Raw genomic sequence first — 26,633 nt, forward strand, 5'->3', positions numbered from 1 at the left:
CTATTTCGGCGTACCGACGCGCTCGACCTGTCCACCGAGGGCTTGCATCTGCTCGACGAACTTGGGGTAGCCGCGGTCGATGTGGAACACGTCGTGCACTTCGGTGACGCCGTCGGCGACCAGACCGGCCAGCACCAGGCCGGCGCCGGCACGGATGTCGGAAGACCACACCGGGGCGCTGGACAGGCGCGGGATGCCGCGGACCACGGCGTGGTGACCGTCGGTGCGGGCGTCGGCGCCGAGGCGGATCATCTCCTCCACGAAACGGAAACGAGCCTCGAAGACGTTCTCGGTGATCATCGATGTGCCGTCGGCGATGGCGGCCAGGCCGATGGCCATCGGCTGCAGATCGGTGGGGAAACCCGGGAACGGGAGCGTCGCGAAGTTCACCGCACGCGGACGTTCCGGCTGCACCACACGGAAACCGTTGGGCTCGTAGGAGATTCGCGCACCGGCGGAACGCAGCTTGTCCAGCACCAGGGCCAGGTGCTTCGGGTTCACCCCGGTGACGCGCACATCACCGGTGGTCATCGCGGCCGCGATCCCCCAGGTGGCGGCGACGATGCGGTCACCGATCACCCGGTGCGTGGTGGGACGGAGGCTCTTGACGCCCTGCACGGTGAGCACCGAGGAACCGGCACCGTCGATCCGCGCACCCATCTGTGTGAGCATGGTGCACAGGTCGACGATGTCGGGCTCGCGTGCGGCGTTGTCGATGACCGTCTCGCCCTCGGCGAGCACCGCCGCCATCAGAATGTTCTCAGTGGCGCCCACCGACGGGAAGTCGAGCCGGATCCGCGCGCCCTGCAACTCCTCGGCCTTGGCGACCACGCATCCGTGCTCGATCTCGCTGGTCGCGCCCAGCAGACGCAGACCCGCCTGATGCATATCGAGCGGACGCGAACCGATCGCGTCACCACCGGGCAGGGCAACGACCGCGCGCTTACAACGAGCCATCAACGGACCGAGCACACACACCGAGGCGCGGAACTGCGTGACCGCCGGGAAGTCCGCGTGGTACTTGGGCTCCGCCGGGGTCACGATCGTCACGACCGATCGGTCACCGCTCTCGTCGTCGGAGATCGTCACATCACAGCCGAGGCCGCGCAGCACCTCCGCCATCAGCGGGACATCGAGGATGTCGGGGCAGTTGGTGATGGTGGTTGTGCCTTCGGCCAGCAACGACGCGGCCATCAGCTTCAGCACGCTGTTCTTCGCGCCGCCGACCGCGACCTCGCCGACGAGCTGATTACCGCCGGAGACCAGAAACCGTTCGCTCACCCCGCCAGCTTATCGACCGATGCGCCACGACACGCCCCCCTGTCACCAAACCGGCTCGATCGGGCCGGAACTCGTGACCGCCGAGCCGCTTTCGCGCTAGCGTCCGCCGCCCGGTTGCCACAGCACGTCACCCTCGGGATTGGTGTAGCGGCTGAGGATGAACAGCAGGTCCGACAGGCGATTGAGGTATTTCGCGGGCAACACGCTCGTGTCGTCGGGGTACGCGGCGACCGCGGCCCAGGCCGATCGTTCGGCGCGGCGGGCAACCGTACGTGCGGTGTGCAACAGCGCGGCCAACGGCGTGCCGCCGGGCAGGATGAACGAATTCAGTGGCGCGAGAGACGCGTTGAACTCGTCGCACCACGCCTCGAGCCGGTCGATATAGGGCTGGGTGATGCGCAGCGGCGGGTACTTCGGGTCGGCCACGATCGGGGTCGACAGATCCGCGCCCGCGTCGAAGAGGTCGTTCTGGATCTGGCGCAGCACCGACAGGATCTCGGGCGCCGGCGTACCGAGGGCAACCGCGACACCGAGCGCCGCATTGGCCTCGTCGCAATCGGCGTAGGCCACCAGGCGCGCGTCCGTCTTGGCGACCCGAGAGAAATCGCTCAGGCCCGTTGTTCCGTCGTCACCGGTTCGGGTGTAGATCCGGGTGAGGTGGACCGAAGATCGTGGCTGGGAGTCGTCCGGCATCTCAGATCGGGCCCTTTCGCTTGGCACGGTCCGACGGCCGCGACTCCATCCACGACAGAAAAGCCGCCATCGATCCGCGGTCGAGTGCCAATTCGAAACTGGCGTGCGGGTCGGTGACGGCTACCACGACGATGTCGTCGGTCATGATGTCGAACTCGTCGCCCTGGGGATGCCTGCGTTCGACGATTTCGAGGCCCTGACGGTGAATCGTGCTGTCCGGGCCGAACTTGAGGCTGGTGAGTTTGAAGAAGACGAGCCGGTCCTCGTCGTAGCGGATGAGGCCGTGCCGCCAGCCCTGGCCGCCGCGCGCGGGCAGTACCCGCAGCAGCGCGGCCGTCCCACCGCGACGCAGCATGACCAGCCGATAGGTGGAAGCGCCTGCGATGAACACGAGCGTCAGCACCAGAATGATCAGGAGAACCATCCCGGTTTGCAATGCCGTACGCCCTTTCGCTCCACTCGGGTGCCGTGGACACCCCTGTCATATTCAATCACGGCCGCCCGAAACGGTTCCGCCCGGATCCGTCATCCCCCGGATATAACACTGCCGGCGGTGAACTCTGGGAGTTCACCGCCGGCAGTGTTCGTGTTGTGAAGCGATCAGGACGCCGTGGTCGCCTCGACGGCCCGGACCTGACCCTGCGCCGCGCGCAGCTGCGCCTCGTCGGCATCCGCGTCGGCGAGCACCTTGCGTGCCGCGTCGACATCGACCTCGCCCGCGAGATCGGCCGACTCGGCCAGCACGCGAACGGTATCGGCGGTCACCGAGAAGAAGCCGCCGTGCACCGCGGCGACGATCCGCTCGCCCTCGGTCGGCACGATGGTCACCGTGCCGCCCTCGACGAGCTGACCGAGCAGCGGCTCATGGCCCGCCATGATGCCGATCTGTCCCTCGGTGGTCTGCGCGCTGACGAACGAAGCCTGGCCGGACCAGAGCTTACGTTCGACAGCCACGAGATCGACCGTCATCGTCCTGGAAGTGGACTCTGCCATCGTGGACTACTTTCCGGCGATCTTCTTCGCAGCGGCCTCGACGTCGTCGAGTCCACCGCAGGAGTTGAACGCCTGCTCCGGGAAGTGGTCGAACTCGCCCTTGCAGACCCGGTCGAAGTCGTCGATGGTCTGCTCCAGCGGCACGACCGAACCCGGCTGACCGGTGAACTTCTCGGCCACGATGAAGTTCTGGCCAAGGAACTTCTCCAGACGACGGGCGCGGCCGACGAGGACCTTGTCCTCTTCGGAGAGCTCGTCCATACCGAGGATGGCGATGATGTCCTGCAGCTCCTTGTACTTCTGCAGGATCCGCTTGACCTCGTTGGCGACCCGGAAGTGGCGCTCGCCGACGATCGAAGCCTCGAGGATACGAGAGGTCGAGGTCAGCGGGTCGACGGCCGGGTAGATGCCCTTCTGCGAGATCGGGCGCGAAAGCTCGGTCGTCGCATCCAGGTGGGCGAAGGTGGTCGCCGGCGCCGGGTCGGTGTAGTCGTCGGCGGGGACGTAGATCGCCTGCAGCGAGGTGATCGAGCGACCACGGGTCGAGGTGATGCGCTCCTGGAGCTCACCCATCTCGTCCGCCAGCGTCGGCTGGTAACCCACGGCCGAAGGCATACGACCCAGCAGGGTCGAGACCTCGGAACCGGCCTGGGTGAAACGGAAGATGTTGTCGATGAAGAGCAGCACGTCCTGGTGCTGGACATCGCGGAAGTACTCCGCCATGGTCAGCGCGGACAGGGCCACGCGCATACGCGTGCCCGGCGGCTCGTCCATCTGGCCGAAGACGAGGGCGGTGTCCTGGAGGACGCCCATCTCTTCCATTTCCAGGTGGAGGTCGGTGCCCTCACGGGTACGCTCACCGACGCCCGCGAACACCGAGGTGCCGGAGAACTCGCGAGCGATACGGGTGATCATCTCCTGGATCAGAACGGTCTTGCCGACACCGGCACCACCGAACAGACCGATCTTGCCGCCCTTGACGTACGGGGTGAGCAGGTCGATGACCTTCACACCGGTCTCGAGCATCTCGGTCTTACCTTCGAGCTGATCGAAGCTCGGGGGCTTGCGGTGGATGCCCCACTGCTCGCCGTCGCGGCCGAGGCCGGGCGAGTCGAGGCAGTCGCCGAGGGCGTTGAACACGTGGCCCTTGACGATGTCGCCGACGGGCACCGAGATCGGCTTGCCCGAGTCGGTGACGCTCGCGCCACGGACCAGGCCGTCGGTCGGCTGCATCGAGATGGTGCGCACGATGTTGTCGCCGAGGTGCTGGGCGACCTCGAGGGTCAGGGTCTTGGCCACCGACGCGAGCTTGATGTCGGTGTTCAGAGCGTTGAACAGCTCGGGAATGGCGCCACGCGGGAACTCGACGTCCACGACGGGGCCGATGACACGGACGACGCGGCCGGCGGTTTCGCCCGCCTTCTTCGCGTTGTCCTGAGTGACAGCTGCGGTCATTAGATTGGTTCTCTTCCTGCGCTTCTAGTCGCGGTCCGAGCTCGACGCCAGCGCGTTCACGCCGCCGACGATTTCGCTGATTTCCTGCGTGATCTGGGCCTGACGCACCGAGTTCGCCTCGCGCTGGAGCACACTGGCCAGCTCGTTGGCGTTGTCGGTCGCCGCCTTCATTGCGGTGCGCCGAGCCGCGGACTCGGATGCCGCTGCCTCGAGCAACGATGCGTAGATTCGCGTGTTGACGTACTTGGGCAGCAGAGCACCCAGCAGCACGTCGGCGTCCGGCTCGAACTCGTACTGCGCCGAGACAACCACGTTCGGCGAGTCCGACATGATGTCGTCGCCGAGCTCGTAGTTCTCGTCGACGAAGCTGACCTGGATCGGCGCCAGGCGGCGCACCTCCGGGGTCTGGGTCAGCATCGAGACGAACTTGGTGTACACGATGTGCAGCTCGTCGACACCCGCCATGGTCCCGCCGCTCAGCGCCGGAACCTCACCGTCGGAGCCGGCCATGAAGGCCTCGACCAGGTGCTGGCAGGCGGCCGACGCATCGGTGTACTTCGGCTGCTGCGAGAAACCGGTCCACGACGCCTGGAACGGGCGGTTGCGGAACTTGTAGTACGTGAGGCCCTTGTTGCCCATCACGTACAGCACGGGTTCCTTGCCCTCGCCACGCAGGGTGGTCATGAGCTCCTCGGCGCGCTTGAGCACGTTGGAGTTGTAGCCACCACACATACCGCTGTCGCTGGTGATCACCAGGACAGCGGCCCGCCGGGCGTTGGGACGCTCGGTCAGCAGCGGGTGCGACAGGTTCTTCGAGGCGCTGGCCAGCTCACCGAGAACCTTCGTGATCTCCTCGGCGTACGGCTTGGCGGCCGCGACCCTGGCCTGGGCCTTGGAAATTCGCGAGGTCGCGATGAGTTCCTGAGCCTTGGTGATCTTCTTGATCGAATTCACACCACGAATGCGGGAGCGCAATTCGCGCAAACTTGCCACTACGATTCACTCCCTTCATTCGCCGTATCGATAGTTGCCGACATCAGTGCTGACCCGGCTTACTTGTCGACGTGCTTGCGGGTGACCGACAGCGACTCGACCTCTTCGTGGTCCAGGTCGCCCGCGGCGGCCTCGTTCACGACGCGGCTGCCGTCCGAAGCAAGGAAGCCCTGCTTGAACTTGTCGGTCTCGGACTTGATCGCCTCGGCGGCCTCGCCGTCGAGCGGCTTGCGGCCACCCTCGAGCGCGTCGAAGGACGACTGGGTCGCGCTGTGCAGGTGCTCGAGCAGCTCGGCGGTGAAGCGGCGCACGTCGGCGACCGGAACCGAGTCGTAGTAGCCGGCGTCGACCAGGTAGATCGAGACGACCTGATCCTCGACGGCGACCGGGGAGTACTGGTTCTGCTTGAGCAGCTCAACCCAGCGGGCACCACGCTCGAGCTGGGCCAGCGAAGCGGCGTCCAGGTCGGAGGCGAAGGCGGAGAACGCCTCCAGCTCGCGGTACTGGGCCATTTCCAGACGCAGCGAACCGGCGACCTTCTTCATGGCCTTGGTCTGGGCGGCGCCACCGACACGGGAGACCGAGGTACCGACGTTGATCGCCGGGCGGACACCCTTGTTGAACAGGTCGGACTCGAGGAAGACCTGGCCGTCGGTGATGGAGATGACGTTGGTCGGGATGAACGCCGAGACGTCGTTGGCCTTGGTCTCGATGATCGGCAGACCGGTCATCGAGCCGCCACCCATCTCGTCGGACAGCTTCGCGCAACGCTCCAGCAGACGGGAGTGCAGGTAGAACACGTCACCGGGGTACGCCTCGCGGCCCGGCGGACGACGCAGCAGCAGCGAGATGGCGCGGTAGGCCTCGGCCTGCTTGGTCAGGTCGTCGAACACGATGAGGACGTGCTTGCCCTGGTACATCCAGTGCTGGCCGATGGCCGAACCGGTGTAGGGGGCCAGCCACTTGAAGCCGGCGGAGTCCGACGCGGGGGCGGCGACGATGGTGGTGTACTCCATCGCGCCGTGCTCCTCGAGCGCGGTCTTGACGCCCGCGATGGTGGAGCCCTTCTGGCCGATCGCGACGTAGATGCAGCGGACCTGCTTGCTCGGGTCGCCCGACTCCCAGTTCGCCTTCTGGTTCAGGATCGCGTCGACGGCGACGGCGGTCTTACCGGTCTTACGGTCGCCGATGATCAGCTGACGCTGGCCGCGGCCGATGGCGGTCAGCGCGTCGATCGCGGTGATACCGGTGGCCAGCGGCTCCTCGACCGGCTGGCGCTCCAGCACGGTCGCGGCCTGCAGCTCGAGCACGCGGCGGTCGTCGGCTTCGATCTCGCCCAGGCCGTCGATGGCCTGGCCGAGGGGGTTGACGACGCGACCGAGGAACTTGTCACCGACGGGAACCGACAGCACGTCGCCGGTGCGGCGGACCTGCTGGCCCTCCTCGAGCGAGGCGTACTCGCCGAGGATGACGGCACCGATCTCGGTGTCCTCGAGGTTCAGCGCGACGCCGAGGACGCCGCCCGGGAACTCGAGCAGCTCGTTGGCCATCGCCGACGGCAGACCGCTGACGTGCGCGATGCCGTCGCCGGTGTCGGTCACGAGGCCGACTTCTTCGATGGAGGTTTCCGGGGTGTAGCTCTGGGTGTAGCTCTCGATCGCGCTACGGATCTCGTCGGAGGAGATCGTCAGCTCCGCCATGTTGTTCCTGCTCTCGCTGTGGTCTCGAATGTCGGGGGTTGAAGAAGAACCGCGAAGGTGGCGTCCTGGTCAGGACATCGCGCGACGCAGCTTCTCCAGTCGGCCGGTGGCGCTGCCGTCGATGACGTCGTCTCCGACGCGCACGACGACGCCGCTCAGCAGCGTCGGGTCGACCTGCACGTGCACGGTGACCGCCTTGCCGTAGATCCGCTGCAGGGAAGCCGCCAGCTTCTCCTTCTGCTGATCGGTCAGCGTGACCGCGGCGTGCACATGGGCGACGATCTGGTCACGACGGGCCGCCGCCAGATCGGACAGGGCGTCGAAGGCGACGCCGATGTTGTTGGTCCGCAGCCGGACGACGGCCTGCTCGGCCAGCGCGACGGTGACCGGCTCGGCCTTACCGTTGAGCAGCCGCTCGATCAGCTCACGCCGCGCCGAGGCGGGCTTGCCGTGATCGGACAGCGCCTGCTCCAGCTGCGGGTTGTCGGCGATGATCCGGCCGAGCCGGAACAGCTCGTCTTCCACCGCGTCGAGCCGGCCGCCGTCGGCGGCGGACTCGAGCAGAGCCTCCTGCCCGAGCAGCTCCAGGGTGTCGACCAGGTCGCGGGTGCGGGACCAGTTCTGCGCCACGGCGGTGGTCAGCACTGCCTGCGTGGCAGCGCTGACCTTGCCGCCGAAGATCCGCTCGCTGAGTTCAGCGCGCGCCGAACCCGGCACCGAGGCGTCCGCGAGCGCCACACGCAGCGAACGCTGGTCGTCCAGCACGGCGACAACGGCGAACAGTTCCGACCCCGTTGTGGCCGCAACAGTTTCGCTTCCGGTCAACGCGGCCCGAAGCGCCTCGCGAGACCGGGCACTGGCCTCGCGGCTCGCTGCGTACATGCTTCTCACTTTCGCGTCGCTACCTTCCGACCCCGATGGCGTCGGTGTCGTCGAGCTCCTTGAGGAACTTGTCGATCGACGCCGCCTGCTTGGCTTCGTCCGAAACCGACTGACCGATGATCTTCTCGGCCAGTTCGACGGCCGTACGGCCGACCTCGGAACGCAGCTCCGTCAGGATCTGCTGGCGCTGGGCTTCCAGCTGGGAGTGACCGGCGGCGACGATGCGGTCGCTTTCGGCCTGGGCGTCCTGGCGCATCTGCGCGAGGATCTGCTGCCCCTGAGTGCGCGCATCCTCACGGATACGTGCGGCCTCGAGCCGGGCGTCGGCAAGCTGCTGCTGGTACTGCTGCAGCGTCTGCTGTGCCTCCGCCTGGGCTGCTTCGGCCCTGGCGATACCGCCTTCGATCTTGTCGGTGCGCTCTTCGAGGGTCTTGGTCACACGTGGGATCACGTACTTCCAGAACAACAGACCGATGACGATGACACAGACGATCGACCAGACGATGTCGTACGTTGCGGGGACGAGAGGATTCACATCCTCTCCCCCTTCGGCGGCGAGCATCATGATTTCGCGCATCGGAATCAGAAGATGAAGCCGGCGACGAGGCCGATCAGCGCCAGGGCTTCGGTGAACGCGATACCGAGGAACATGGTGGTGCGGATCTGGCCGGACAGCTCGGGCTGACGCGCGATGCCCTCGATGGCCTTACCGACGACGATGCCGACGCCGATGCCGGGGCCGATCGCAGCGAGGCCGTAGCCGATGGCTCCGAAGCCCTTGAAGGAGCTTTCGGTGTTCGCGGCTTCCTGGGCCAGGTAAGCGAGGCTCATGAGTCTTCTTTCCCTTTCTGTTGCTCACCCGCCGGTCGGCGTGTGCAGCAGGTTTGGCGGTATGTAGGTGGTTCGGTCGGGTCTAGTGGTCGGCGGCGTGCTGCGACTGCCCGATGTACACGGCGGCCAGCAGCGCGAAGACGTAGGCCTGCAGGAAGATGACCAGCAGCTCGAACAGAGTGAAGCCGATGGCAGCCAGCAGCGAGAAGGGCGAGAAGACCTTCATCCACGCGGTCGCGTCGAACAGGAAGAACCAGGTGGCGCTGAAGAACAGCACCAGCATGATGTGGCCGGCCAGCATGTTGGCCATGAGACGGACGGTCAGCGTGAACGGGCGCAGGATGAAGGTCGAGATGAACTCGATCGGAATCAGCAGCACGTGCAGCGCGATCGGCACGTCGGGGACGACGATGCTGTGGCGGATGTAGGAGAAGAACCCGTACTTCCTGATGCCCACGTAGTTGTAGACGATGTAGACGATCGCGGCGAGGACCAGCGGCATGCCGATGCGCGCGTTCGACGAGATGTTCAACCCGGGAATCACACCGGAGAAGTTCAGAAAGAGAACCGTGAAGAAGATCGTCGCGAGCAGCGGGAGGAACTTCTTGCCGGATTCTTTGCCGAGTACCTCGTCGGCGATCTGCTCCTTGACGAAAACCACACCGGCTTCCATCACATTCTGCAGGCCGCGCGGCACGATCTTCGGCGAGCGGAAAGCCAGCACGAAGACGGCCACCAGAACGGCGGTCATCAACAGCCGGACCAGCATCAGGCGATCGAGTTCGAACGGCGTACCCTCGAACAGCACCGCTGGAGGGAAGAAGTCGGACAGCGATGGCGCGTGGAACTCGCCCGCCGCCAAAGTGATGACGCTCAGCGTTCTCTCCCGTGTTCGGGCCGCGGGTACGACTGTCATTCCCGCGGTTCGATCGGACATTGACGATCAATGGGGGTCGACTATGGTCGGCTCGAAATTCGACAGTCGCTGTTACGGCGAAACCGTATTAGCTTCTGTACGGGCGTCGGCGACATCGTCGACATGCTTCAACCGGGCACATTCCACCCGGATCGGCAGTAAGCATAGCGGCCCCGGGTGGGATCTCGGTGATCCCCCCTTGGTAACCCGAGGCATAGCCCGAATCCCCGGACCGCGCCCCTAGCTTGGGTGCTTGCTTACCAACACTTTACCAAGCTATCTACGACAGTGCGTAGCTGGGTGGGATTATTCCTGCTCGGAAGCCGTTTCGCTGTCTCCCGCGCGTGTCGTGACGTACGGGACCTTGTGTCGCACAACGCCATAGGTTTCGGCACCGAGCACGATCAGCAGGGCTCCTACCACGGTGAAGAACAGCGCGGGCCTGCTGTAGAAGTCGAACTGGTTGAGCACACCGACGACGATCAGCACCACCAGCAACTTGGCGACCCAGCTGACCAGCATGACCATGCCCGCCATCGTGGGCGGCAGCTTGGCACCCAGCAGCACCGACACCACGGTGGTGAGGATGAATCCGCCACCGATCGCGGCGCCGAGCAACGCACCCCACAGACCGGGCATCCCGGCGAGGAGGGAAGCGATCACCACCGAGGCGACCACGAGCACGCCGAGGCCGATCAGGCCGTAGCGCAGCGCGGCACGCAGCGGGGCGTCGGGGCCTGGCACGGTTTCGGGTGTAAAGCTCACGGCCCGCACTTTACCTTGCGGGCCGAAGTCAATGCTGGGCCGACTCCGTGCGGCGCATCGAGGGGATCACCGTCACCACCAGCGCGAACACCAATCCGCCCGCCACCAGCAACACCACGAGCCGCCGGTCCATCAGCGAAGTTCCCACCGCGCCGAAGGCGAGCACGCCGACCCACAAATAGATGAGCAACACCACGCGGCGCTGGGAATGCCCGATCTGCAGCAATCGGTGATGCAGATGCATTTTGTCCGGTGTGGAAAAACTCACGCCCGCGCGCACACGGCGCACGATCGCCAGCATCAGATCGAGCACCGGAATGAACATCACCGCGCCAACCAGCAACAGCGGCGAGAGCAAACCCACAATGTCGCGCGGGCCATAGCCCTGCAGCGGAATTCGGCCCGAGGCACCGGTGGAAACAGCTGCCAGCATCAAACCGATCATCATCGACCCGGTATCGCCCATGAAGATTCGGGCCGGGGAGAAATTGTGCGGCAGAAATCCGAGGCACGCACCGGCCAGCGCGGCGGCCAGCAAAGCGGGCGGATAGGTGTCGACCGAGCCGCCCTGGTCGTAGAGCAAACCCACGGAGAACGCGAAAACAGCCACCGCGCAGATCAAACCGAGGCCGGCGGCCAGGCCGTCCAATCCGTCGACGAAGTTCATCGCGTTGACGAGCGTGACGGTGATGCCGACCGTCACCAGGCCGCCCTGCAGCGCGTCGAGCACCACGGTGGTGTCGTTGAACGGGTCGTAGATCACGTACCAGCTCAGGCCCATCACGGCCATCACACCCGCCGCGGTGACCTGTCCGGCGAATTTGGTCAGCGCGTCCAGTCCCCAGCGGTCGTCGACTATGCCGACGAGCACGATGATCGTCGCGGCGACGAGCACCGCGGGAATATCGGGCGCGTAATCGAAGCCACGGCGCAGCGCGGGCAATTGATGTGCGAACAAGATCGCGGCCACGACGCCGACATACATACCGACGCCGCCCATCCGCGGAATCGGTTTGACGTGCACATCGCGTTCACGCGGAATCGCCACGGCGCCGAAACCGATGGCGAGCACCCGGACACCGCCGGTGGCCAGGAAGGTCACCGTCGCCGAGACGAGCAGCACGAGCAGGAGCTCACGCAGGGGAACGACTGAGCTCATCGCAGGCGGGCGATCACCGGTTGGTGGAGCTGGTCAGGGCCTGGGGCGCCATCCCGAGCACCTCGGCGATATCGGCCACCGGCACCGCACCCTCCCGCAACACCCGCGGCTGATCCGCGGTGAGGTCGACGATCGTGGAGGCGACGGCGTGCTCGGCCGGGCCGCCGTCGAGGTACACACTCGCCAGCGAACCGAGTTGTTCCCGAGCCTGTTCGACGGTGGTGGCGGGCGGCTGACCCGACACATTGGCGCTCGACACCGCGAGCGGGCCGACCGCGCGCAGCAGTTCCAGCGCCACCGGGTGCAGCGGCATCCGCAGCATCACCGTGCCGCGCGTGTCACCGAGATCCCACGCCAGCGAAGGTGCGGCCTGCACAACGAGACTCAGCGCACCGGGCCAGAACGCACGGATCAGGTCACGGGCCTGCGGGCGCACGGAGAACACGAGTCCGTCGATGGTGTGCCACGAGCCGACGAGCACCGGGACCGGCATATCGCGACCGCGCCGCTTGGCGGCGAGCAGGTCGGCGACGGCGGACGAATCGAACGCGTCGGCGGCGATGCCGTAGAGGGTGTCGGTGGGCATCACGACGAGGCGACCCGACTTCAGCGCACTGGTGGCCGCGGTGATCCCCGCGTCTCGAGACGCCTCATCGGCACAGTCGTAGACAGTACTCAAAGCTGTCCGCCTCCTCCGCGTACTTTCCCGGTCTTTAGCTGCGGGCAAGAGTGTAGCCCCCGGTGCGAGGGGCCTGACCCGAGGGACTTTTGGGCGCACATCAGGCGGTTAGCCACATGATTGCCCGGTGGAGCGGCGACGGAATCGCCGCGCTCGCGTCTCCGGCGGTTCAGCCGTTCGAGGGCCGGTGGGCAGTGACGAAGCGCGGCTTTTCGGACAGGTCGGTGTGTTCGGCGACGTCGGTGAGGTCGGCGGATGACAGCAGCGCCGCTACTCCCCCGCCGTTGGTGTCGTCGTGTTCGATGGCGGTGGCGCCGCCGGGGCGCAAGAGGCGGGCGATCGTGGGGACCATGCCCCGGATGATGTCGAGACCGTCCGGGCCGCCGAAGAGGGCGCGATGGGGGTCGTGGTCGGCGACCTCGGGGTCGAGGACCGCGTCCTCGGGGATGTAGGGCGGGTTGGCGACGACCAGGTCGGCGCGGGCGGTGAGGTGTTCGACCACGAACGGGCCGGTGACGTCACCGGAATACAGGGTGATCGGGGTGTCGCCTGCGGCGATGCGCGAGTCGGCGTTACGGCGAGCCCAGCGCAGCGCGTCGGGATCGAGTTCGACCGCGTGCACGTCGGCGTCCGGGCGGGCGTGCGCGATGGCCAGCGCCAGCGCGCCGGAGCCGGTGCACAGATCGACGACGATCGGCGCGTGCGCGAGCGGTTGGGTCTCGAGGAAGCCCAGCGCCCAGGCGAGCAGCAACTCGGTTTCCGGGCGCGGCACGAACACGCCGGGTCCGACAGCGAGATCGACGGCACCGAGCGGCGCGGTTCCGGTCAAGTGCTGCAACGGGATTCGCGCCGCACGCTGCTCGACCGAATGATCGATGCGCGCCGCGGTCTCGGCGTCGATCATCGGGATCAGCGCCAACCGCATGCGATCCACACCGAGCGCATGGGCGGCGAGCATCTCGGCGTCGAACATCGGCGAGCCGACGCCCGCCTCGGCCAAACGACCGGCTGCGGCAACGATCAAGGGACGCAACGGGACTCGCTCAGCCGCGGTCTCGGACACGTTCACAGCAACCTCCGCAATCGGCTGCGGACGCGAACGGCCCACAGTGTCCGAACTACTGCTCCGCACGCCGAGCGCGAGTCGTTCATTCGTACTCCGGCGTCCGGCGTGATCGCACCGACCGGCCCGTGGCGGTCCATGCCTTACTCGGCAGCCATCCGGGCTTCGCGGTCGGCTTTGCCGAGCGCGTCGAGCAGCGCGTCCATGTCACCGTCGAGGACGGCGTCGAGGTTGTGCGCCTTGAACCCGATGCGGTGATCGGCGATCCGGTTCTCGGGGAAGTTGTAGGTGCGGATGCGCTCGGAGCGGTCGACGGTGCGGATCTGGCTGGCGCGACCGGCCGCCGCCTCCTGCTCGGCCTGCTCCTCGGCCAGCGCCTGCAACCGGGCGGCGAGGACCTGCATGGCACGGGCCTTGTTCTGCAGCTGGGAGCGTTCGTTCTGGCAGGTCACCACGATGCCCGAGGGCAGGTGGGTGATGCGGACGGCGGAGTCGGTGGTGTTCACGCCCTGACCGCCCTTGCCGGAGGAGCGGTACACGTCGATGCGCAGGTCGGTCTCGTCGATCTGCACCTGCTCGACCTCGTCGGGCTCCGGGTAGATCAGCACGCCCGCGGCCGAGGTGTGGATGCGGCCCTGCGACTCGGTCACCGGCACGCGCTGCACGCGGTGCACGCCGCCCTCGAACTTGAAGCGCGACCACACACCGTCGCGTGCCGCGTCCTTGCTCTTGATCGACAGCGTCGCGTCCTTGTATCCGCCCAGGTCGGAGTAGGTGACGTCGAGCGTCTCCACCTTCCAGCCGTGCCGTTCGGCGTAGCGGATGTACATGCGCGCCAGGTCGGCGGCGAACAGCGCCGACTCCTCGCCACCCTCGCCGGACTTCACCTCGAGCACCACGTCGTCGCCGTCGTGCGGGTCGCGCGGGGCGAGCAGATCGGCGAGGGCCTGCTCGAGTTCGGCCAGCTGGGCTTCCAGCCCCGGCACCTCGGCGGCGAAGGTGGCGTCGTCGGCGGCCAGCTCACGGGCGGCCTCGAGGTCGTCACGCACCGCTTCGAGCTTGCGGTAGGTACTCATCACCGGCGCCAGCTCGGCGAACCGCTTACCCACCCGGCGTGCCGCGCCCGCGTCGTTGTGCAGCGACGGATCGGCCAGCTGCGTCTCCAGGCCCTGGTACTCGGCCAGGATGTCGTCGATGGCGGACGGTTGCGTCACGGGAGGATTCCTTCGGTATGCGGGGCGACGGCTCGGGTAGAGAAACCACCGACGCCCGGCCTGCGAATGCAGAACCGGGCGTCGGGGGAGGCAACTAGCTTTCGGCGTCGGCCTTCTTGCCTGCGCGCTTGCCGTAGCGAGCCTCGAAGCGAGCCACGCGGCCGCCGGTGTCGAGGATCTTCTGCTTGCCCGTGTAGAACGGGTGGCACTGCGAGCAGACCTCGACCGTGATCTGGCCGGACTCCTTGGTGGAGCGAGTCTGGAAGGTGTTGCCGCAACCACACACGACGGTGGTGTCGACATACGTGGGGTGGATTCCTGCCTTCATGGGCGTCCTCTCGATAATGGTCGCCGGGTCGTAGCCCCATGGAGTGGAGTACGTGAACCGGAACCGACTAGGCGGGATGTCTGCGAACTCGCAGACACACAGCGGTCCAGTATGCCAGACCCGGCCGCACTACCGATAACACCCCCTACCCCCCGGATGTTCCCGGCAAACCGAAAGGGCCCCGCCGAAGCGGAGCCCTTTCGTTCTGTCACTCGTCGAGTGCGCCCGGTGCGGTCTTGGAGACCGACATCAGGAACTCGAGGTTGTTCTTCGACTTCTTCAACCGGTCGATGAGCAGGTCGATCGCCTGATGCGAATCCAGGCCCGAGAGCACCCGGCGCAGCTTGTGCAGCACCGCGGCCTCGTCCGGGGACATCAGCAGTTCGTCCTTGCGGGTACTCGACAGGTTCACGTCGACCGCCGGGAACACGCGGCGCTCGGCGATCTTGCGGTCGAGCTTGAGCTCGGCGTTACCCGTGCCCTTGAACTCCTCGAAGATCACCGTGTCGCCGGTGGAACCGGTCTCGACCAGCGCCGTGGCGATGATCGTGAGCGAGCCGCCGTTCTCGATGTTGCGCGCCGCGCCGAGGAACCGCTTGGGCGGGTACAGCGCGGTCGAGTCGACACCACCGGAGAGGATGCGACCCGAGGCGGGCGAGGAGTTGTTGTACGCGCGGCCCAATCGGGTGATCGAGTCGAGCAGCACCACAACGTCTTTGCCCATCTCCACCAGTCGCTTGGCCCGCTCGATGGCGAGCTCGGCGACCGAGGTGTGGTCGGCCGGCGGACGGTCGAAGGTGGAGGCGATGACCTCACCCTTCACCGAACGCTGCATGTCGGTGACCTCTTCGGGACGCTCGTCGACCAGCACGACCATGAGGTAGCACTCTGGGTTGTTGGTCGCGATCGCGTTGGCGATGTCCTGCACCACGGTCGTCTTACCGGCCTTGGGCGGGGAGACGATCAGCGCGCGCTGGCCCTTGCCGATCGGCATGATCAGGTCGATCACGCGGGTGCTCAGCTTGTTGGGCGTGGTCTCGAGGCGCAGTCGCTGATTCGGGTACAGCGGGGTGAGCTTCTGGAAGTCGGGACGACGCTTGGCCGCCTCAACCTCGCCACCGTTGACGGTGTCCAGGCGCACCAGCGGGTCGAACTTCTGGCGCTGGTTGCTCTGCTCGCCGTCGCGCGGCGCGCGGACCGCACCGGTGATGGCGTCACCGCGGCGCAGACCGTTCTTGCGGACCAGGTTCATCGACACGTACACGTCGTTGGGTCCGGCCAGGTAGCCGGAGGTCCGCACGAAGGCGTAGTTGTCGAGCACGTCGAGGATGCCCGCGACGGGCTGCAGGACGTCGTCCTCGCGGATCTCGAAGTCGCGGGCCTCGCCGCCACCGGAACCCGTGCCACCGTCGCGGTCACGCCCACGGCGACGCTCACGGAAGCGACGGCCCCGGCGACCGCGGCCGCCTTCCTCGTCGTCGCCCCCACGATCACGGTCGTCGCGCGGGCCACGATTGCCGCCCGCGTTGCCGTTCTGGTTCTGGTTGCGCTCGCCGCGCTCGTTCTGGTTGCGGTCGTTCTGATTACGCTCGCCACCGGCATTGCGCTCGCCACCGGCATTGCGCTCACCGCCGGAATTGCGGTCGTTGCGCTCGCGACGACGCTCGCCCTGCTCGCCACCCTCGGCCTGCTTGGGCTCCTCGGTGCGAGTCTCGGTGCGATTCTCGGCGGGGGCGTTCTCGCCGCCACCGGAACGGGCCTGGTCACGACCGCGACGCTGCCGGCCACGGCCACGCTGACCGCTCTCGCGACCGGACTCCTCGCCCGCCTCGGCGGGGGCTTCGGTCTTGGCCTCGACCGGCTTGGTCGCGGCGGTCTCGGTCTCGGCCTGCTTGGTCTCGGCGGCCTTCGTCTCGACCGGCTTCACCTCGGCCGTCTTCGCCTCTGCCGCCTTGGATTCGGCGGCGGGCTTCTCGGCCTTCGCCGGGCGCTCCCGCTTGGCGGGGGCCTCGGCGGCGGCAGGCGCGTCGGCCGTCACGGCGGCGGCTTCGGCAGGCTTGGCACCCTTGGCAGGCGCTCCGGCCTGGTTTTCTTTGATTGCGGCGATGAGATCGCCCTTGCGCATACCGGAGGTGCCTCGGATACCGAGTTCCCCAGCGAGCGCACGCAACTGCGGCAACAGCATTCCAGTCAGCCCCGATCGTGCGACGTCGGTGTGTTCGCTCATTTTCGAAATCTGTCCGGATTCACTTTCGCGGCCGCCCGAATTCGTCGGGTCGGTATCCACCCCGGGTGTCGCGAGCAGGTCCGTTTCTGTCACGGAAATCCTTTCCTTCCCTCGAATGCCGTGTGCTGAGTCGAGGGTTCGTTCCGCAGACCCGGCAACATATGCCGAGCTCGGATTATGCGTCCCACAGGACGCGTGTGCCGTACTACCCGCCCCGCCGGACCGGAGGCTTCGCCACCAGAAGAAAGTGGTAAGGGGAGCGATTGCCCTGATGAAGCACCGGCGTCTGATGCGCACGATGTACGGACCACCCCAGAATAGCCGCCTATCACGAACAACGGCAAGGCAGGCACGCCGTCAGTCGATCGACACCCCGTCGGCGATACCTGGCTCGACCACGCGCAAACCGTCTTTCTCGGCCAGTTCGCGCAGGTCAGCGGGAAATTCCGTCGTCGTAAGCGCGAGGATGGTCGGGCCCGCGCCCGAGACCGTCGCGGCGATTCCGGCATCACGTAGCCGCTCGATCCAGGCGGTGGTGAGCGGTAGCGCGGGTGCACGCTGGGTCTGGTGCAACCGGTCGGCGGTGGCGGGCATCAGCAGGTCGGGACGCTCGGTCAGCGCGACGACGGCCAAAGCCGCCCGGCTCACGTTGAACGCCGCGTCGCCGTGGGGCACCTGCTCGGGCAGCAGCCCGCGCGTGTGTGCCGTGGACGAACGCTCCTGCGGAATCAGCACCACCGGACGCAGCGCCCGCGCGGGATCCAGGCGCACAGCCCGGTAGGCGCGGGCCTCGGCGTCGGTCTCGGTCCACGAGACGACGACACCGCCGAGCACGCTGGCGGCGGCGTTGTCGGGATGGCCCTCGAACTCCGAGGCCAGCTGAACCAGCCGGTCACCGTCGAGGCGAAGCGCCGGATCGAACTTCGCGGCCAGTCCGGCACCGGCGGCCAGGCCACCGACCACGGCCGACGCGCTGGAACCGAGTCCGCGTGAATGCGGAATCGCGTTGCGGCACACGACATCGAGGCCGTCGGCCCAGACGCCGAGCGATTCCAGGCCGCGCTCGATGGCGCGGACGACCAGATGGGTCGGTCCCCACGGCACGTCGTCGGCGCCCTCACCCTCGACCCGGATCGCGAGACCGGATTCGGTGGTTCGCACGACGATTTCGTCGTAGATGCCCAATGCCATTCCGAGACAATCGAATCCGGGTCCGAGATTGGCGGTGGAGGCCGGAACGCGCACGGTCACCTCGAGACCGGCGGGCAGGGTCGCTGTCATCAGCGTCGGCTCACGTGCGGTCAACTCAGGCCAGCTCGAGTTCGCGGGCGATGGCGACCGGATCCACGGCGATCGGCTTGACCTCGGGCATTCCGGCCAGCGCGTTGTCGGGGTCCTTGAGGCCGTTGCCGGTGACGGTGCACACGACGGTAAGGCCCGAATCCAGCCAGCCCTCCTTGCGCGCGGCGAGCAGCCCGGCCACGCTCGCGGCCGACGCGGGCTCGACGAACACGCCCTCGGTCGCGGCGACGAGACGATAGGCGGCGAGGATCTCCTCGTCGGTGGCTGCCCGGAAGGCGCCACCGGACTGCTCCTTGGCCTCCATCGCACCGTTCCACGAGGCGGGTGCGCCGATGCGGATCGCGGTGGCGACGGTCTCGGGGTCCTTCACCGGAGCACCGTTGACCAGCGGCGCGGCACCGGCGGCCTGCACACCGAGCATGCGCGGCAGCACCGAGGTGAGGCCGTCGGCGTGGTATTCGCGGTATCCGCGCCAGTAGGCGGTGATGTTGCCCGCGTTGCCGACGGGCAGCACGTGCACGTCGGGCGCCTTGCCGAGCACATCGCAGATTTCGAAGGAGGCGGTCTTCTGTCCCTCGATGCGGGCCGGGTTCACCGAGTTGACCAGTCCGACCTGCGGGAATTCGGCGGTCACCTTGCGGGCCAGCTCGAGGCAGTCGTCGAAGTTGCCCTCGACCTGGATGATCTTGGCGCCGAGCATCACGGCCTGGGCCAGCTTGCCCATCGCGATCTTGCCCTGCGGGATCAGCACGGCGCATTCCATGCCCGCGCGGGTGGCGTAGGCGGCGGCCGAGGCCGAGGTGTTGCCGGTCGACGCGCACAGCACGGCCTTCTGACCGCGGTACTTGGCGTCGGTCATGGCCATGGTCATGCCACGGTCCTTGAACGAACCGGTCGGGTTGGCGCCCTCGACCTTCAGGTACACCTCGCACCCGGTGAGTTCGGACAGGTGCGTGGCGGGGACCAGCGGAGTACCGCCCTCGAACAGGGTCACCGGCTCCCAATCGGCGGCACCGGCGAGGCGGTCGCGGTAGGCAGCGATCAGACCGGGCCAGCGCGAATGCACGCCGGTCTGGGGGGCGATGCCAGTGGAGCTCATGATTCTTCGGTGCCTTCCAGTCTGAGAACGCTGGTCACAGCGGTGACGGAATCCATTTCCGCCAGTACCGCGACAGTATCGGCCAGCGACGACTCCACCGCATGGTGGGTGACGACCACGAGCCGGGCGCCGTCGCCGTGACCCTGCTGACGCACGGTGGAGATGCTCACCCCGTGCTGGGCGAAGGTGTCGGCGACCGCGGCGAGCACGCCGGGACGGTCCGCCACCTGCAGGTTCACGTGGTAGCGGGTGGGGGTGTCACCGATCGGCGCGATCGGCAGCTCAGCATAAACCGATTCGCCGGGTGCGCGACCACCGTAGAACTTGTTGCGGGCCGCCATCACCAGGTCGCCCAGCACCGCCGACGCGGTCGGCGCGCCGCCCGCGCCCTGCCCGTAGAACATCAGGCGACCGGCGTTGTCGGCCTCCACGACCACGGCGTTGAACGCGCCGTTGACCGAGGCGAGCGGGTGCTTGCGCGGGATGAGCGCCGGGTACACGCGCACGGAGACGCGGTCCTTGCCGCCTTCGGCCGCGCTCGGCTCGCCGGGGACGCGCTCGCAGATGGCGAGCAGCTTCACCGTGCAGCCGACGGCCGAGGCGGTCTCGAGGTCTTCGGCGGTGATCTTGGAGATGCCCTCGCGGTACACATCGGCGGCGGTGACGCGGGTGTGGAATGCCAGCGAGGCCAGGATCGCGGCCTTGGCGGCGGCGTCGTAGCCCTCCACGTCGGCGGTGGGGTCGGCCTCGGCGTAACCCAGGTCGGTGGCCTCGGCGAGCACGTCGTCGTAGGCGGCGCCGGTCTCGTCCATCGCGGAGAGGATGAAGTTGGTCGTGCCGTTCACGATGCCGACGACCTTGTTCACCCGGTCACCCGAGAGCGACTGGATCAGCGGACGCACCACCGGGATCGCACCGGCGACCGCGGCCTCGAAGTACAGGTCGGCGCGGCTGCTCTCGGCAGCGGCGGCCAGTTCGCCGGTGTAGTCGGCCAGCAGCGCCTTGTTGGCGGTGACCACGGACTTGCCCGCGGCGAGGGCGTCGCCGATGAGCTTGCGGGCCGGGTCGATACCGCCCATGACCTCGACCACCAGGTCCACATCGCCGCGGGCCAGCAGCGCCTCGGCGTCGGTGGTGAGCAGCTCGGCGGGCAGCCCGCGGTCCTTGGACAGGTCGCGCACGGCGACACCGCGCAGCACCAGCGGCGCGCCGACGCGCGAGCGCAGGTCGTCGGCGTGGTCGCGCAGTACGCGCACCACCTCGGTGCCGACGGTGCCCATGCCGAGCACGGCTACGCCGAGCGGGCGCCCCGCGTCGTTGGTGCCGTTCATCCTTCTACCTCCAGGCTGAGCAGGTCCGCCACCGTTTCCCGGCGCAGAATCAGTCGCGACTCCCCCTCGCGCACCGCGACCACAGCGGGCCGGGTGAGCAGGTTGTAGCGACTCGACATCGAATAGCAGTACGCCCCCGTCGCCGCGACCGCGACCAGGTCGCCCGGCCCGGCGTCGGCGGGCATCCACGTGTCGCGGATGACGATATCGCCGCTCTCGCAGTGCTTTCCGACCACGCGCGCGACCACGGCGTGCGCGTCGGAGCTCCGCGAGACCAGACGGCAATCGTAATCGGCCTGGTAGAGCGCGGGGCGGATATTGTCGCTCATCCCGCCGTCGACGCTCACGTACCGGCGCCGCGCGCCACCGTCGAGCTCGACGTCCTTGATGGTGCCCACCTCGTAGAGGGTGACAGTGCCCGGTCCGGCGATGGCGCGGCCGGGCTCGACCGCGATGATCGGCTCGGGCAGCCCGGCGCGGGTGGCCTCGGCGGCGACCAGGTCGCGCAGCTTGGCGGCGAACTCGTCGAGCTCGGGCGGGTTGTCGCTGGGCAGGTAGGCGATGCCGAGACCGCCGCCCAAGTCGAGGGTGGAGATCTGGGCGGTGCGTTCCACGCCGAACTTGTCGATCGCCTCGCGCAGCAGTCCGAGCATGCGGCGGGCGGCGATCTCGAAGCCGTCGAGCTCGAAGATCTGCGAGCCGATGTGGCTGTGCAGGCCGACCAGGCGCAGGTTGTCGGCCTCGAAGACGCGCGCCAGGGCTTCCATCGCGTCGCCACCGGCGATCGAGAAACCGAACTTCTGGTCCTCGTGGGCGGTGGAGATGTACTCGTGGGTGTGCGCTTCGACGCCGACGGTCACGCGGACCAGCACGTCCTGCACCACGCCCGCCGCACCGGCGACGGCTTCCAGGCGCTCGATCTCGTAGAGCGAGTCCACGACCACGTGTCCGACGCCCGCCGCGACGGCGGCTTCCAGCTCGGGGACGGACTTGTTGTTGCCGTGCAACGCGATTCGCTCCGCGGGGAAGCCCGCGTTGAGCGCGATGGCCAGCTCGCCACCGGAGCACACGTCGAGAGACAGGCCCTCGTCGCGGATCCAGCGGGCGATCTCGCCGCACAGGAACGCCTTCGACGCGTAGTGCACGCGCGCGGCGGTGCCGAACGCGGCGACCATGTCGCGGCAGCGCGAGCGGAAGTCGTCTTCGTCGATCACGAACAGCGGGGTGCCGTACTGCGCGGCCAGCTCGGTGACGGGGATGCCCGCCAACCGGACCACGCCGTCGTCACCACGCGAGGCGTTGCGCGGCCACACGTGTTCGGGCAGGTCGATCATCTCGCGCGGATCGGTCGGCCGCTCGCCGAGCGTCGGGGCATGCGGGATCTCGGCGTGCCGAGGCCCGGCGGGGTGTGCACTCATCGAGCGTCCTTCCTGAAAAAGTCTGCGGAGCTCACATGCGCTCCGGTGCGCTCACGCCGAGCAGGGCCAGGCCGTTGGCCAGCACCTGACGGGTCGCCTTCACCAGTTCCAGGCGAGCGGCGTTGAGCGGGCTCACGGCGTCGTCGCCCTTGGGCAGCACGCGCATGTCGTCGTCGGACTGGAACGGGTGGTACACCCCGGCCAGTTCTTCGAGGTAGCGGGCGATCCGGTGCGGTTCGCGGGTCTCGGCGGCGGTGGCGACCACGCGCGGGAAATCACCGAGGGTCCGGATCAGGTCACCTTCGCGACCGGACGTCATCAGCGCGAAATCCGGTGTCACAGTGGCGAATTCGGGGTACTTGGCGGCATTGCCGATGATGCTGTTGGTGCGCGAGTGCGCGTACTGCACGTAGTACACCGGGTTCTCGCTGCTGGCCTTGGTCCACAGGTCCAGGTCGATGTCGATGCTCGAGTTCACCGAGGACCGCACCAGCGAGTAGCGGGCCGCGTCGACACCGATCTGCTCGACCAGGTCGTTGAGCGTCACCACGGTGCCCGCGCGCTTGCTCATCTTCACGGCCTGGCCGTCGCGGACCAGGTTCACCATCTGCCCGATCAGCACCTCGACGGTGTCGGGATCGTCGCCGAAGGCGGCCGCGGCGGCCTTCAACCGGCCGATGTAGCCGTGGTGGTCGGCGCCGAGCATGTAGATGGCCAGGTCGAAGCCGCGCGAGCGCTTGTTCTGGAAGTAGGCGATGTCGCCGGCGATGTAGGCGGCAGTGCCGTCGCTCTTGAGGACCACCCGGTCCTTGTCGTCACCGAACTCGGTGGAAGCGATCCACCACGCGCCGTCCTTCTCGTACAGGTTGCCCGAGTTCTTGAGCTGCTCGACCGCACGCTCGACGGCGCCCGAGGCGAACAGTTCGCTCTCGTTGAAGTACACGTCGAAGTCGGTGCCGAAATCGTGCAGGTCCTGCTTGATCTGGGCGAACATCTGCTGCACGCCCTCGCGCCGGAACAGCTCGTGACGCTGATCGGCGGGCAGGGTGAGCGCATCGGGATGCGCGGCGACGATGCTCGCGGCGATCTCCTGGATGTACTCGCCCGCGTATCCGTCCTCGGGGGTCGGCTCGCCGAGCGCGGCCGCGACCAGCGACTTCGCGAACCGGTCGATCTGGGCGCCGTTGTCGTTGAAGTAGTACTCGCGCGTCACGTCGGCGCCCTCGGCCGCCAGGATGCGGCCGAGCGCGTCACCGACCGCGGCCCAGCGGGTGCCACCGAGGTGGACGGGACCGGTCGGGTTGGCGGAGACGAATTCGAGGTTGATCTTGGTGCCGGTCAGCGCCGACCCGGTGCCGTACTTGTCCGCCGCGGTCAGGATCTGGGTGACGATCGCGCCCTGCGCCGACGCGGCCAGGCGGATGTTCAGGAAGCCGGGACCAGCGACCTCGGCCACATCGATGCCCTCGGTGGCCGACAACGCCTCGGCCAGCCAGCCGGCCAGCTCACGGGGATTCGTTCCCACCCGCTTGGCCACCTGCATCGCCACATTCGTGGCATAGTCGCCGTGTTCGGGGTTGCGCGGACGCTCCACTGTGACCTGCTCGGGCAGGACCGACGAGTCCAGTCCACGTTCGACAAGCACCTTCGCCGCGGTGGTGCGAAGGAGATCTGCAAGGTCAGCTGGAGTCACGAGTCTCTATCCTATTGGCTGGGCGCCTCGCAACCACGACCGCCCGCCACGAACGCACCGATCCATACGTCGAAAGAGCTAACCGAGCGATGCCGAGCAGGACAAGCGCAACATCAGCCAAGGCCGTCCGGGCCGCGGGGAAGTCGTCTCCGTCCCGCAAGCCGGGCAAGGGCAAACTCCCGCACAAGAAGCGTGAAGTGCCCTGGGGCCTGCTCGGCGGCGGCGTGGTCATCGTCGCGCTGATCGGCCTGCTGGCCTACAGCATCGTGCCCAAGTACATGGACCAGGCCGCGATCCGCGAAGCGCAGACCGACCTGTCCGAGTGGGCGCCGAGCGAGCAGAACCAGGACCCGGCGGCCAAGATCGAGGGCGTCGTGAAGCAGGAGTACCCGGCGGCACTGCACGTCACCGAGACCCAGCGCGTCGCCTACGACAAGTCGCCCGCCTACGGTGGCCCGCACGACGTGGCCTGGGCCAACTGCACCGGCACCGTGTACGCCAAGCCGATCCGCATGGAGAACGCGGTGCACTCGCTCGAGCACGGTGCGGTGTGGATCACCTACAACCCCGACAAGGTCGACGCGGCCGGGGTGGAGAAGCTGTCGAACTTCGTCAAGGACCGGCCGTACACGATGATGTCGCCGTACCCGGCCCTCGACACCCCCATCGCGCTGCAGTCGTGGGGCCACCAGCTGAAGCTGGACTCGGCCGAGGACGCGCGCATCAAGCAGTTCATCTCCGCGCTGCGCACCAACCCGTACGCGCACCCCGAGGTCGGCGCCAGCTGCTCGAACCCGATCTTCGACGCCAACAACCCGCCGCCGTTCGACTCCTCGCCCTACGGCCCCGACGCCATCCCGATGGACGGCACCGGCGCCAACCAGGACGCGAGCGAACTCGGCGGGCTCGGTTCGGGTGTCCCCGGCCTGCCGGGCATCCCGATGCCGGGCGCCCCGGCCGGTCAGTGATGAGTGAGACCACCGACGAACCCACCGGCAGGCGCCCTGCCGGTGCGGTCCTCGTGCTCGGCGCGATCGGCCTGCTCCTGCTCGGTGCCGTAGCGGGCGTGCTGCTGCGGATGCCGCTGGAGAAGGCCGAGTCGGCCGCGCCCGGGCCGGTCGACATCGGGTTCAACCAGGACATGTCGGTGCACCACGCCCAGGCCGTCGACATGGCCGGCATCGCGTTGATCGGTTCGACCGACAACGACGTGCGCCGCCTGGCCTACGACATCATGACCACCCAGTCGAACCAGATCGGCCGCATGCAGGGCTGGTTGCAGCTGTGGGACGCCCCGAGCCAGAGCGTCGAGGGTTTCATGGGCTGGATGAGCGACACCGGCGGACACGGTCACGGCGCGAGCCCGACGACCGCACACCACGGCCCTGTGTCCGCGATGCCCGGCATGGCGAGCCAGGAGGAAATGACGGCTCTGCGCCAGGCCACCGGCCCCGCCCTGGACACGCTGTTCCTGCAACTGATGCTGCGCCACCACCAGGGCGGCGTCCCCATGCTCGACTACGCCGCCGAACAGGCCTCGACCACCGCCGTCCGCTCCCTCGCGGCCACCATGTCGAAAACCCAATCCGGCGAATCGACCCTGATGACCACCATGCTCACCACCCGAGGCGCCACCCCCCTGCCCCTCGGCTGACCCCGGTGCCGGCCGGGATCAACCACCCGGTCCGGCACCGTTTTTGGCGCACCGCACCCGATGCGATACGCTGTCGCTGCCCGATCGCCCCACCGGCGACCGGCATCTGTCCCGCCCTCGTAGCTCAGGGGATAGAGCGTCTGCCTCCGGAGCAGAAGGCCGCAGGTTCGAATCCTGCCGAGGGCACATCGCGTTCAAGGCCCCGTCCGTTCGGTCGGGGCCTTGTTCGTTCGTCGCAGTTGTTCATCTGGTTGTACGCACGGTTCCACAGGTTTCGGGGCCTGTCCCCGGTGACAGCAGGAGCGGGCATGACTGATCCATCAGACGGGTTCGGACAACAGCCCCAGCCGGGGCAACCGCAGGCCGGGCAGCCACAGGGCGGGCAGCCGCAAGCCGGGCAGCCGCAGGCGGGGTATCCAGGGCCAGGTGGTCCGCCCGGCGGGTTCGGGGCGCAGGCGGGACCGCCACCGAAGAAGAAGCGCACGGGGTTGTTCATCGGGCTGGGGGTGCTGGCATTGGTCGTGCTGGGGCTTCTGGCGGCGGGGGTGGTGCTCACCGTGCAGGGACGCACGCCGCTGGCCTCGGACGACAAGAAGATCGAGGTGGCCATTCGCGACTTCTACGACACCCTCGACTCCGACGGGTTCATCGCGGCGTCCGAACTCGCGTGCGCGGCCGACCGCGCCGAGATCGAGAACCTCACCCCGGAGCAGCGCAGACAGTTCGACACCGCGACGGTGTCGGTGCGCATCGATGACGTGCGCGACATCGTCATCACCGGCGACGACGCGGAAGCCACCGTTGTCGGTCAGCTGACCCTCTCGGTCGAAGGCGAGGAGCCCGACACCGAGGACAGCACCGAGGAACACCTCACCAAAGAAGACGGCACCTGGAAGATCTGCTCGGCCCCCGCCAACAAGCACTGACATTGCGATCACCGTGATCGCAACCCTGGGC

The 26,633-nt window shown here is 67.6% G+C and carries 26 protein-coding genes and 1 tRNA gene; 4 read left to right on the forward strand and 23 right to left on the reverse strand.

The window, feature by feature from the left end:
* The 23 genes from murA to argS all read right to left on the reverse strand — a co-directional run bounded on the left by murA (position 1) and on the right by argS (position 24,022).
* Positions 1-1,281 (reverse strand): UDP-N-acetylglucosamine 1-carboxyvinyltransferase, encoded by a 1,281-nt coding sequence (murA, locus tag NI2_RS13125; RefSeq protein WP_067490426.1) that lies wholly within the window; start codon positions 1,279-1,281, stop codon positions 1-3.
* 96 nt (positions 1,282-1,377) lie between these two features.
* A complete protein-coding gene (locus tag NI2_RS13130) occupies positions 1,378-1,974 on the reverse strand; it encodes a cob(I)yrinic acid a,c-diamide adenosyltransferase (protein ID WP_067490429.1) in 597 nt (198 codons plus the stop codon).
* Position 1,975: 1 nt separating this feature from the next.
* A complete protein-coding gene (locus tag NI2_RS13135) occupies positions 1,976-2,398 on the reverse strand; it encodes a DUF2550 domain-containing protein (RefSeq protein ID WP_067490432.1) in 423 nt (140 codons plus the stop codon).
* A 176-nt stretch (positions 2,399-2,574) separates the two neighbouring features.
* Complete coding sequence (locus tag NI2_RS13140; protein ID WP_370465737.1) at positions 2,575-2,943, reverse strand: F0F1 ATP synthase subunit epsilon; 369 nt, start codon at positions 2,941-2,943, stop codon at positions 2,575-2,577.
* A 30-nt stretch (positions 2,944-2,973) separates the two neighbouring features.
* Positions 2,974-4,422, reverse strand: coding sequence for a F0F1 ATP synthase subunit beta (gene atpD, locus NI2_RS13145; RefSeq protein ID WP_067490436.1), 1,449 nt, complete (start codon positions 4,420-4,422; stop codon positions 2,974-2,976).
* Positions 4,423-4,446: 24 nt separating this feature from the next.
* Positions 4,447-5,415, reverse strand: a complete 969-nt coding sequence (locus NI2_RS13150) for a F0F1 ATP synthase subunit gamma (RefSeq protein ID WP_067490441.1) — start codon at positions 5,413-5,415, stop codon at positions 4,447-4,449.
* A gap of 59 nt (positions 5,416-5,474) precedes the next feature.
* Positions 5,475-7,115 (reverse strand): F0F1 ATP synthase subunit alpha, encoded by a 1,641-nt coding sequence (atpA, locus tag NI2_RS13155; RefSeq protein ID WP_067490443.1) that lies wholly within the window; start codon positions 7,113-7,115, stop codon positions 5,475-5,477.
* Positions 7,116-7,184: 69 nt separating this feature from the next.
* Positions 7,185-7,997, reverse strand: coding sequence for a F0F1 ATP synthase subunit delta (locus NI2_RS13160; protein ID WP_067490446.1), 813 nt, complete (start codon positions 7,995-7,997; stop codon positions 7,185-7,187).
* Between the two features lie 19 nt (positions 7,998-8,016).
* Positions 8,017-8,574, reverse strand: coding sequence for a F0F1 ATP synthase subunit B (locus NI2_RS13165; RefSeq protein WP_067490448.1), 558 nt, complete (start codon positions 8,572-8,574; stop codon positions 8,017-8,019).
* 5 nt (positions 8,575-8,579) lie between these two features.
* Positions 8,580-8,828, reverse strand: a complete 249-nt coding sequence (locus NI2_RS13170; protein ID WP_067490449.1) for an ATP synthase F0 subunit C — start codon at positions 8,826-8,828, stop codon at positions 8,580-8,582.
* 82 nt (positions 8,829-8,910) lie between these two features.
* Entirely contained in the window at positions 8,911-9,744 is an 834-nt protein-coding gene (gene atpB / locus NI2_RS13175) for a F0F1 ATP synthase subunit A (protein WP_225282119.1), read from the reverse strand.
* Positions 9,745-10,050: 306 nt separating this feature from the next.
* The gene (locus NI2_RS13180; RefSeq protein WP_067490655.1) at positions 10,051-10,509 is read right to left on the reverse strand and encodes a Cg1360 family ATP-synthase-associated protein; all 459 of its coding nucleotides are present in this window, start codon (positions 10,507-10,509) and stop codon (positions 10,051-10,053) included.
* 28 nt (positions 10,510-10,537) lie between these two features.
* A complete protein-coding gene (locus NI2_RS13185) occupies positions 10,538-11,668 on the reverse strand; it encodes an MraY family glycosyltransferase (protein WP_067490458.1) in 1,131 nt (376 codons plus the stop codon).
* Between the two features lie 13 nt (positions 11,669-11,681).
* On the reverse strand, positions 11,682-12,347 hold the full coding sequence (locus NI2_RS13190; protein WP_067490462.1) for an L-threonylcarbamoyladenylate synthase: 666 nt from the start codon (positions 12,345-12,347) through the stop codon (positions 11,682-11,684).
* A gap of 169 nt (positions 12,348-12,516) precedes the next feature.
* Positions 12,517-13,416: a peptide chain release factor N(5)-glutamine methyltransferase gene (gene prmC / locus NI2_RS13195; RefSeq protein WP_243749869.1), complete on the reverse strand. Its 900-nt coding sequence runs from the start codon at positions 13,414-13,416 to the stop codon at positions 12,517-12,519.
* A 137-nt stretch (positions 13,417-13,553) separates the two neighbouring features.
* Complete coding sequence (gene prfA, locus NI2_RS13200; protein ID WP_067490463.1) at positions 13,554-14,624, reverse strand: peptide chain release factor 1; 1,071 nt, start codon at positions 14,622-14,624, stop codon at positions 13,554-13,556.
* A gap of 94 nt (positions 14,625-14,718) precedes the next feature.
* Positions 14,719-14,952, reverse strand: a complete 234-nt coding sequence (gene rpmE / locus NI2_RS13205) for a 50S ribosomal protein L31 (RefSeq protein WP_067490466.1) — start codon at positions 14,950-14,952, stop codon at positions 14,719-14,721.
* A 208-nt stretch (positions 14,953-15,160) separates the two neighbouring features.
* Positions 15,161-17,272: a transcription termination factor Rho gene (rho, locus tag NI2_RS13210; RefSeq protein WP_067490468.1), complete on the reverse strand. Its 2,112-nt coding sequence runs from the start codon at positions 17,270-17,272 to the stop codon at positions 15,161-15,163.
* Positions 17,273-17,536: 264 nt separating this feature from the next.
* The gene (gene thrB, locus NI2_RS13215) at positions 17,537-18,460 is read right to left on the reverse strand and encodes a homoserine kinase (RefSeq protein WP_067490657.1); all 924 of its coding nucleotides are present in this window, start codon (positions 18,458-18,460) and stop codon (positions 17,537-17,539) included.
* A 25-nt stretch (positions 18,461-18,485) separates the two neighbouring features.
* Positions 18,486-19,580 carry a threonine synthase gene (thrC, locus tag NI2_RS13220; RefSeq protein WP_067490470.1) on the reverse strand — a complete coding sequence of 365 codons (1,095 nt, stop codon included), beginning with the start codon at positions 19,578-19,580 and terminating at the stop codon, positions 18,486-18,488.
* Positions 19,577-20,911 carry a homoserine dehydrogenase gene (locus NI2_RS13225; protein WP_067490472.1) on the reverse strand — a complete coding sequence of 445 codons (1,335 nt, stop codon included), beginning with the start codon at positions 20,909-20,911 and terminating at the stop codon, positions 19,577-19,579. The genes thrC and NI2_RS13225 overlap by 4 nt, the downstream gene beginning before the upstream one ends.
* Positions 20,908-22,329: a diaminopimelate decarboxylase gene (gene lysA / locus NI2_RS13230; RefSeq protein WP_067490473.1), complete on the reverse strand. Its 1,422-nt coding sequence runs from the start codon at positions 22,327-22,329 to the stop codon at positions 20,908-20,910. Before lysA ends, NI2_RS13225 begins: the two co-directional genes overlap by 4 nt.
* Positions 22,330-22,360: 31 nt before the next feature.
* On the reverse strand, positions 22,361-24,022 hold the full coding sequence (gene argS, locus NI2_RS13235) for an arginine--tRNA ligase (protein ID WP_067490474.1): 1,662 nt from the start codon (positions 24,020-24,022) through the stop codon (positions 22,361-22,363).
* Positions 24,023-24,111: 89 nt separating this feature from the next.
* Here argS and NI2_RS13240 point away from each other — a divergent pair, with 89 nt between their 5' ends.
* From NI2_RS13240 to NI2_RS13255, 4 genes are all read left to right on the forward strand, one after another.
* Positions 24,112-24,990: a thioredoxin-like domain-containing protein gene (locus NI2_RS13240; RefSeq protein WP_067490475.1), complete on the forward strand. Its 879-nt coding sequence runs from the start codon at positions 24,112-24,114 to the stop codon at positions 24,988-24,990.
* On the forward strand, positions 24,990-25,676 hold the full coding sequence (locus NI2_RS13245) for a DUF305 domain-containing protein (protein WP_067490478.1): 687 nt from the start codon (positions 24,990-24,992) through the stop codon (positions 25,674-25,676). The genes NI2_RS13240 and NI2_RS13245 overlap by 1 nt, the downstream gene beginning before the upstream one ends.
* Before the next feature lie 113 nt (positions 25,677-25,789).
* Positions 25,790-25,862, forward strand: a tRNA-Arg gene (locus NI2_RS13250).
* A gap of 122 nt (positions 25,863-25,984) precedes the next feature.
* Positions 25,985-26,602, forward strand: a complete 618-nt coding sequence (locus NI2_RS13255; RefSeq protein ID WP_133733986.1) for an Rv0361 family membrane protein — start codon at positions 25,985-25,987, stop codon at positions 26,600-26,602.
* The last annotated feature ends 31 nt before the right edge of the window (positions 26,603-26,633 follow it).

It is taken from the genome of Nocardia ignorata NBRC 108230 (genome assembly GCF_001612905.1).
In the GTDB taxonomy this organism is placed as follows: Bacteria; Actinomycetota; Actinomycetes; order Mycobacteriales; family Mycobacteriaceae; genus Nocardia; species Nocardia ignorata.